The sequence below is a fragment of the Mannheimia sp. genome (assembly GCF_056854775.1).
The window spans coordinates 1-8,315 of the sequence record NZ_JBXGGI010000121.1 but is presented as its reverse complement, the minus strand read 5'-3'; the positions used below and the strand labels follow the sequence as shown (position 1 = coordinate 8,315).

Here is an 8,315-nt window from a genome sequence, read left to right as displayed (position 1 = left end):
GCGATGAACGATCTTAAAAAAGGAGATAGTTTAGAGATGGTGCTCAATCAGCAGAGTAGTCTTGCCGATTTTGAATTGCTTGCTCAAGAGCAGAATTGGCAATTTGAAATTATCGAACAAGCGGCCGAAAATCGGGTAATTTTTACCAAATAATCTATTCTCTTTCCCAAATCGTCTTTTTTGCAAATATTATTTTATTGCTTGTATGTTTGATCGTATTAAAAGAAAGTTCCCACACATCGCTTGGTTTTAAGCGTGCAAGTGGGTGTTTTTTGTAATAAATTTGCAATGCCTGTGGAGATTCTTGCTCCGTTAAACAGTTGGCAATAGCAGAGAATTGGATTCCTTCAATATCTTTAATCTCTTCAATTTGCCCGCAAATTGTGCCTACAACGTTAGGGTTTTCTAACATTAACTGTGCGTGCTTTGTTTTTTTGCTTGTTAAGATAATTAAACGAGTATTTTCTTCATCAAAGGCATAAAAGCAACTTGCCGCCCAGAAATCATCATTGTGATGAGCTGCAAAATTCACCACGTGGTTAGATTGAATAAATTCAAGAATATGATTAGGAATTGGGGACATTTACTCCCCCCAGTGAGGAATGTTTGGTATCTCAATATCCAGCAGCGAAAGAGCGTGAGCAACGCTATGCGTTACCATTTCATCAAGGCTGGTTGGTTTTTGGTAAAATGCAGGAATAGGAGGGAAAATAATTCCGCCCATTTCTGTAACTTTTCGCATATTATCAATGTGAGCTAGATTAAATGGGGCTTCTCTTACCATTAATACCAGTTTACGGCGTTCTTTTAGGACCACATCAGCGGCTCGGGTAAGCAAATTATCGCTAAAGCCATTAGCAATAGAGGCAAGTGTTCGCATAGAGCAAGGGGCAACAATCATACCTGCGGTTTTAAATGAGCCACTTGCAATGCTTGCTCCTACATTGTGCAGAGAATGCACTTCATCCGCTAAATGGTATAAGGTTTCCCGTTCATAATCTGTCTCCAGTGTTCGGGTAAGTTCAGCCCCTTTTGTGATGACCAGATGGGTTTCAATATCGTCAAAAGGCTTGAGTAACTCAAGCACTTTATAGCCGTATTGAAAACCGCTTGCACCGCTAATGCCGACAATAATACGCTTTTTCATCATTAACTCACTAATTGTTCCCAAAGATAAGAGATTGGCATCGCTAAAAGTAATGCAGGCAACATATTTGCCACCGGGAATGTTTTAATTCCACAAATGCGAAAACCTGTTGCAAAGAGGAGTAATCCCCCTGTTGTAGAGAAATCAGCTAACATATTCGGTGTGGTAAGCGGCATTATAATTGATGCAAGCAAAACCAATATCACTTGAATAATCACAAGTGGTAGGGCAACGGTCGTAACAACATAACCTAATGATGTAGCAAAGATCATTGCCGTAAAGAAATCCAAGATAGATTTAATGTATAGAATACTTGGATCGCCTGTTATCCCTTCGTTTATTGCACCAAAAATGCCTGTTCCACTTACACAGAAAAGCACGAGAATCGCAATAAATTTTTCCAGAAATTCTTCTTGAGAAAGTGAATGTCTTGGCGGAAAAATATTATTGATTATACTTTGTGCTGAGCTCGCGGCTTTTCCGATCTTCTTTTCAAGATAGATTAACTCGCCAATAATTGTGCCAAGAATTAAGGCTAGTGCAACGGCAGACATATATTTTACCGAAGCAGTTAGCATCATTCCTAAGCCGAAACAGCATAAACCAAAGATCAGCGGTAATGTGATGCGAAGCCGTTCAGGTAGACGACTACCTAAATAAGCCCCTAATAAACCGCCTAAAATAACTGCTCCTGCATTAACAAAAGGTCCGAGCATAATAATCCTATTTAAATGTTGCAGTAAGCATAATCATCATAAATGAGAATACTGAAAGTAAATAGAATTTTAATGAGAACGGCTGTCCTTTTTTGAAGGCTTTAGTGGCAAAAACAATGTATAGCACTAAAAATAACATTTTAGGTAATAACCAGCTAAATTGTGCTAAGGTAAAAAATTCATACGAGAGAAAAATAACGACCGCAGCAATACCGGTTACCAATAAAATGGTATCAACAATATGCGGTGCAATCCGTAAAACGGCATATTGTCTCCAATCGACCGATTTAGCGGCTAAAAAACCACGCACTAGTAATAATACTAAGCTGATGTAAGCTAAGCCAAAATGGGCTTTAAGAATAGTTGATAGGTACTCCATAATAATTACTCCGCAATTTCAGTTTTTAAATATTGATAAATTTCACGATAATTTTTAGCCGGTTTATTCGTCTCACGCTCTTTAATTGCCCCACGAATTAAATTGCGTAAATGCTGGCGATCTAAACTCGGATATTCATTTAACAAATTATCAAGGGAAGCATCACCCATTGCAATGAGTTGATCTCGAACTAATTCTAGTTTATGCAACAACGCCTGTTGCTGATTATGGCGATTTTTCACTTTATCTAACGCTTCTTGAATAGGTTCAGGATCTCGATTTCGCAATAATTTCCCGATAAATTGAATTTGGCGACGGCGAGCTTCCATTTTAAACCCTTGTGCTTGGCGAATTGCCTCTTTTAGCTCATCATCAAGCGGAATTTTTTCTAAATTTTGCGGTGTTAATTCAATTAACTCTGCTCCAATTTTTTTTAAATGCTCGGAATCTCGTTTAATTTCACTTTTACTGACCCAGATGATTTCTTCATCATCATCTGTCCAGTCAATCTCATTTTTGCTACGTTTTCTAGCCATTCTCTATCCTTTTTCGTATAAATTCTAAAAAATGCCATATTCTAGCAGAAATTTGAGTTAGAATATATTCCAACAAATTGAAATCATTAATGGAAAAAGAATGTCGATTACAGATAAACAAACTTTACAACAGCAAGAACAGGAATTACAACAAGCGGTTGAATTTGCCTTAAATTTTGCAAGAAAAGCAGGTGCAGAAGCAGAAGTTGGCATTACAAAAGTGGCTGGACTTTCGGTTTCAAGCCGATTAGAACAAGTGGAAAACATTGAATTTAACAATGATGGCTCGCTTGGGATTTCGGTCTATTTAGGCAAACGCAAAGGTAATGCCTCAACATCTGATCTACAACCAGCCTCTATTCAAAAAACGGTAGAAGCGGCATTAGCTATTGCTAAATATACGTCAGAGGATGATTGTACAGGACTTGCTGATAAAGAGATGTTAGCGTTTGACGCTCCTGATTTAGATCTTTATCATCAAGCCGATATTTCTGTTGATCAAGCGGTAGAACTTGCGATTGAAGCTGAACATTATGGTTTGAATACTGATGATCACATTGTAAACAGTGAGGGAGCAACCTTTAATTCTCATAGTGGCGTACGCGTTTATGGCAATACGCACGGAATGCTACAGAGCTATCTTTCCAGCCGCTATTCACTTTCTTGTAGCCTTATTTCAGAATATCAAGACCAACTGGAGCGTGATTATGAGTACACCATTTCCCGTGAGTTTGGCAAATTGCAGCCTGCAAAATGGGTGGGTGAACAAGCGGCAATTAAAGCGGTAGAGAGACTTAACCCACAACGAATTAATACTGCCGAAATGCCGGTGATTTTTTACAATGATGTAGCAACAGGCTTAATCGGGCACTTGGCAGCAGCAATTAGCGGCGGGGCGTTATACCGTAAATCCAGTTTCTTATTAGATAAATTAGGTGAACAAATTTTGCCTGACTGGTTTGCGATTTCAGAACGTCCACACTTGCTACGTCAGTTAGCCTCTTCTGCTTTTGATAGCGAAGGCGTTATCACGCAAAACCGTGAAATTATTACTGATGGTGTGCTACAAACTTATTTAATGACAAGTTACTCCGGGCGAAAAATGGGCTTGAAAAGCACAGGACACGCAGGCGGCATTCATAACTGGCTAGTTAAACCTAATCGTCAAGGTGGCTTAAATGCTTTACTCAAAGAGATGGGGGCGGGCTTATTAGTAACAGAAATGCTTGGTTCAGCAATTAATAGCGTTACAGGTGAATATTCACGTGGTGCTGCAGGTTTCTGGGTCGAGAACGGCGAAATTCAATACCCTGTGGCGGAAATCACTATTGCAGGACAGCTACAGGATATGTATAAACATTTAGTGGCTGTGAGCGATGACATTGAATACCGCTCAAACATTCAAACCGGATCAATTTTATTAGAAAAAATGATGGTTTCGGGCGAATAATTTGCAAAATTTTTAGTAAAAAAGCCCGCTTGTAATCAATTTTATTTGGAGAAATCAATGAAAAAACACCATATCGAAACCTTATACTCTAAAGATGAAGTATTAACTCGCATTAATGAGTTAGCAAAAGAAATCAATCAATATTATCAACAAAAACAGTGCCAAAATCTTGTTGTGGTCGGCTTGTTACGTGGCTCATTTATGTTTATGGCAGATTTAGTGAGAAAGCTTGAGTTACCTGTGGAAGTGGATTTTTTAACTGCATCAAGCTATGGAAGTAGTACGGAATCCAGCCGTGATGTAAAAATTTTGAAAGATTTAGATGGAGATATTCAAGGAAAAGATGTCTTGATTGTAGAAGATATTATTGATACCGGCTTCACTTTAAGCAAAGTAGGGGAAATTCTCAAATTACGCGATCCAAATTCTCTTACAATTTGTACTTTACTTGATAAACCTTCCCGTCGCGAAGTAGACGTTCCTGTAAAATGGGTAGGTTTTGAAATTCCGGATGAATTTGTAGTTGGCTATGGCATTGATTATGCTCAAAAATACCGTAATTTAGATTATATCGGGAAAGTGGTGATTGAAGAGTAATTAATAGTATAGATGGCCCAGCCGCCTCTGAACTCATTTATAATTCATTGATTTATAAGGCTTTAATTGAATAAACCTAAAAATAGGGATCATTTTAGGGATCATTTGAATTGAAGTCTTTTATTTTTGATTACAAAATAGGCTATTTATGCTGCTAGAGCCATTTGCCTTTTTTAGTTGCATTTGTATCTTACTTTCTTAATTATCCGCAATTTCTAAAACTTTCAGCAAGGTGGGGATTTTTCCATATAGCAGAATAAAAATATTTTTTCTGTGATTGGGTAAAATGTTTAGGAATTTTAGGAAAATAGGGACTTTTCACAGAAAAGTCAAATATATCAATATGTTATAAAATTAGGCTTTCCTAAAACGCCTCTAAATTTCCCTATTTTTTGGCTTTTTCTTTCCTATTTTTAGCCTTCGCTCTTTTATTGTATATAAATCATACAATTCAACTTTAGGGAAGAAATAGGCAAAAATAGGGAAGAAATAGGTTATTTTAGGGAAATTATTATATAGAATAGGGAAGATAAAAACTTATAAGATATTGATATATCTATATTCTTCTTATTTTTTCCCTATTTTCCCTATAGATTTTACTTTATATTTATTTTTGTTTTATTTGAGGTATAAAAAAAGCAAGATTTTGAATTCTTGCTTTTGGTGTAGTTATTCTATGTCTTCGTCTGAAGTTATCGGTACGATTTTATAGGCTCTTTTTTTATTTCCTCCTGTTATTGGGTTGGGAATTGTATGTTGAAATTCATAGCCTTTCTCTGGTCGTGCGGGCTTGTGTAAAATCCCAGCCTCGTGTAGTTTTGTGCAAGCCATCAATAAGGGGAATTCTACCAGCGTTTCTTTAAATGTTTTGGGATAAATAAAAAAATGCTCGCTCGTTTTTGTACTGCTGTTCGCTAATATACGATAGCCGGCAATTTTAAGCGGTGTGCGTTGCTCTTGGTTAAAGGGGTATTCAATAAAACTCGCCTCGTTTTCATTTATCCAGTCGAGCAAAGTCTCTACTATTTTTGTTTCTTCTCTCGTTTTCTCGCCGAAAGTCTCTTTCCAGTCTAGAAAGTTTTTTAAAATCGCTTGGTTGTTTTCTTCCTCTGTCCAGTCTGTTAAATATTGGGCTAACTGTAAGGCGGTTTCCATAGCTGCGAACCTATCGCACGCCACCCGCTGAACTTGTCCGCTCATATTTTCGGTTAAATCTAGCCATTTTCTGCGGATTGCTTTATAAGTTGCTTTGATTTGTTCCCCATTTTCAGCAATAAAGGCGATCCAACTTCTACCGGCTACGCCATAATGCTCGGTTACGGCTTCGTTTAAATAGTCTGCGTGGCTTTTCGCATTGGGGAATTGATGAAAACAGTTTGTTTCATAAATCGGTAAATTCAGCAGCCTAACTAATTGCCCTGTATGAATTTTCACGCCTTGCTGTCTTAGCTGTGTTTCTAAGTCTTTTTCTCCGGTTGAAAGGGCGGTAATTTTCCAGCGGTTTATCTCCCTGTTTCCGCCCTCTTTTTTGCCCTGCATTTTGCCGGTTTCGTTGAAAATATCGTAGGCAATCGCTTCAAGGTCTTTTGCGTTTTTGGCTTGTCCGATTTCATCGAGAGTTAAAAAGCCATCATTTCGGGCTACTGCTTCTTGCTGAATAGCATAAGGCGTACTATTCCACGTTTTAACTAATTTTGACTTATCGCCATAAATACTATTTGCAAGGTGGATAGTTGTACTTTTCCCCTTTGAGCTATGACCGTATAAATGCACACCGAAAGAAGAAAGCCCTAAAATTTTCAGAAGTGGAGCAGTTAAGGCAGTGGCAATGCCTATCATCATTGAATAATTGCCCCTAATATTGCCGGCTATTTCGCTCTTCCAGCTCTCTAGCGTGCCTTCTGTGGTGTAGCCTAGTGTATCCATTGTTTTTTGTGTGAAATAAACCGGGCTTTTCGGCTCGCCTATCATTTCTCCATTAGGCAAAATATAAGCCCCATTCTGCCAGCCTGCAAGGGCGGTTACTTTCCAATTTCTTGGGGTTGTTTTGCTTATGGCGTGGAAATAGTCGGCTAATTTGTTTAAATAGCTTTCATTCGTCATTTTCAAGCCGTAACGCTGCATAATTTCCCAGCCGGCAGATTTACCGAAAGCAGAAAAAGCGATCGCCTCGGTGTGCGGTTTCTTGGTTTGTGGGTGTTCCCATTCAAAAATATAAAACGCTTCTCCGCTTTCGTTGTAGCCTTCGCCTTTAAGGGCGAGTGGGTTGCAAGTCCAGCGTTCCTTCTCTGATAAAATTTCGCCGGTGTCTTTGTCGATTTTTGGAATGATGTAATAAATCCCCTTGGCTCCGTTTATCTCTCGCTCTTCAAAATAAGGGCTATTTTTCGGTTGATTAGCCGCATTTTTAGCTTGAGCTTGCTCGATGATCATTTTTGTGGTGTCGTCTTCGCCTGCTCTGATTTTGGCAATATAACCGCTCATATTCTCTAAATTCTGCATTGCGTTATCGTATAGAACAGCGGTTTTGACTTTGGGGCTGTTGCGAGCAATAGCGGTACAAATTAGTGTTTTTTGCTCTTCGGTAAGTTTACCTAGCTGATAAATACTAAGCTGTTCGCAGTCACTTCCAGCTGGTGTAATGCGGATACTTGGCAAAAGAGCAAGCTCTTGTTTGCCGATAAATACAGGCTTGCAATTTTTTTCTTCTCGAATTGCCTCTAAAATCATTTTTATGCCTGTTTCGTTGTATGGCTCGGCTTCTGTGCCGGCAAAAACAGTGATTTCATCAAATTTGCCTGCGGTTTGGGCTTTGGCGTTGCGTGCATATCGTGGTTTTTGATTCGGGTTCATTTTCTTCACTCTTTCGCTGATTTTTATTGATGAACGGGCGGTAAATTCCGCCCGTTGTTTTGGTGTGTTTAGCGGTTTTTTCGTCTTGCTAATTTTGCAATTTTTCGGGCTTTTTTGACCGCTTGCATACGGTGGTTTTTAGCCTTGAAATGCCTGTTTTGCTCGGTGGGTAAACCTAAAGAATGAAAAAACATTCCGTCATCTGTGCCGTCAAATAATTCGATTACTGTACCGTTTGGTAGTGTGGTTCTATGGGTTAGCATAAATCCCCCTTATCAAAAATAACGCTTTCTAATTGCTCGAACTGCTCGGCTATATGTCTGTTATAGGCTTTTTGTAGCTCTATCATCGTTTCTATTCCGGTGTTGAGTTCTTGCCCATTGTTTGCTGTTTCTCTTACACAATCGTAAATAAAGGGGATTTGCTCGGCTATTTGCAGATTGACCGAAAAATAGAAAAAGGCCTCTTGTTTATCTATTGGTTTGTTTTCTGCTTTTGAGGCTGCCGAAAGTAGCTCTAAACCTGCTAAAGTCGTCAGCGGTATTTTAGGGATTCTACTTAAGTTTTCTGCCTGTTTTAGTTGCTCTTTCAGCTTCTCGATTTCTTTTAACTGTTCGGCTTGTTTATTGAGTAAATC

At 38.6% G+C, this 8,315-nt stretch carries 10 protein-coding genes; 2 read left to right on the top strand and 8 right to left on the bottom strand.

The genetic code is table 11. The features are described 5' to 3' along the window. Positions 1 to 154 precede the first annotated feature (154 nt). Genes ACJHV0_RS08750 through yjgA form a run of 5 tightly spaced genes read right to left on the bottom strand, consistent with a single transcriptional unit; the run spans position 155 to position 2,778 of the window. On the bottom strand, positions 155 to 583 hold the full coding sequence (locus tag ACJHV0_RS08750; protein WP_483133954.1) for a hypothetical protein: 429 nt from the start codon (positions 581 to 583) through the stop codon (positions 155 to 157). Beyond that, positions 584 to 1,147 (bottom strand): UbiX family flavin prenyltransferase, encoded by a 564-nt coding sequence (locus ACJHV0_RS08745; protein WP_346433218.1) that lies wholly within the window; start codon positions 1,145 to 1,147, stop codon positions 584 to 586. A gap of 2 nt (positions 1,148 to 1,149) precedes the next feature. Then, entirely contained in the window at positions 1,150 to 1,863 is a 714-nt protein-coding gene (locus ACJHV0_RS08740) for a DUF554 domain-containing protein (protein ID WP_483133953.1), read from the bottom strand. Positions 1,864 to 1,870: 7 nt separating this feature from the next. Next, positions 1,871 to 2,242, bottom strand: a complete 372-nt coding sequence (locus ACJHV0_RS08735) for a SirB2 family protein (RefSeq protein ID WP_483133952.1) — start codon at positions 2,240 to 2,242, stop codon at positions 1,871 to 1,873. Between the two features lie 5 nt (positions 2,243 to 2,247). Then, a complete protein-coding gene (gene yjgA / locus ACJHV0_RS08730) occupies positions 2,248 to 2,778 on the bottom strand; it encodes a ribosome biogenesis factor YjgA (RefSeq protein ID WP_025235944.1) in 531 nt (176 codons plus the stop codon). A 100-nt stretch (positions 2,779 to 2,878) separates the two neighbouring features. Between yjgA and pmbA the strand changes: the two genes are divergently transcribed. Both pmbA and hpt read left to right on the top strand, forming a co-directional pair. Next, positions 2,879 to 4,228: a metalloprotease PmbA gene (pmbA, locus tag ACJHV0_RS08725; RefSeq protein ID WP_483133951.1), complete on the top strand. Its 1,350-nt coding sequence runs from the start codon at positions 2,879 to 2,881 to the stop codon at positions 4,226 to 4,228. Between the two features lie 57 nt (positions 4,229 to 4,285). Continuing rightward, complete coding sequence (gene hpt / locus ACJHV0_RS08720; protein ID WP_025235946.1) at positions 4,286 to 4,825, top strand: hypoxanthine phosphoribosyltransferase; 540 nt, start codon at positions 4,286 to 4,288, stop codon at positions 4,823 to 4,825. Positions 4,826 to 5,494: 669 nt separating this feature from the next. On the opposite strand, the gene ACJHV0_RS08715 is transcribed toward hpt, so the two are convergent. The 3 genes from ACJHV0_RS08715 to ACJHV0_RS08705 all read right to left on the bottom strand — a co-directional run. Continuing rightward, positions 5,495 to 7,678, bottom strand: a complete 2,184-nt coding sequence (locus ACJHV0_RS08715; protein ID WP_483133950.1) for a DUF927 domain-containing protein — start codon at positions 7,676 to 7,678, stop codon at positions 5,495 to 5,497. A gap of 68 nt (positions 7,679 to 7,746) precedes the next feature. Then, positions 7,747 to 7,941 carry a hypothetical protein gene (locus ACJHV0_RS08710; RefSeq protein ID WP_483133949.1) on the bottom strand — a complete coding sequence of 65 codons (195 nt, stop codon included), beginning with the start codon at positions 7,939 to 7,941 and terminating at the stop codon, positions 7,747 to 7,749. After that, a partial coding sequence (locus ACJHV0_RS08705; RefSeq protein WP_483133948.1) for a hypothetical protein occupies positions 7,935 to 8,315 on the bottom strand: 381 nt, incomplete at its 5' end. The genes ACJHV0_RS08705 and ACJHV0_RS08710, both read right to left, overlap by 7 nt.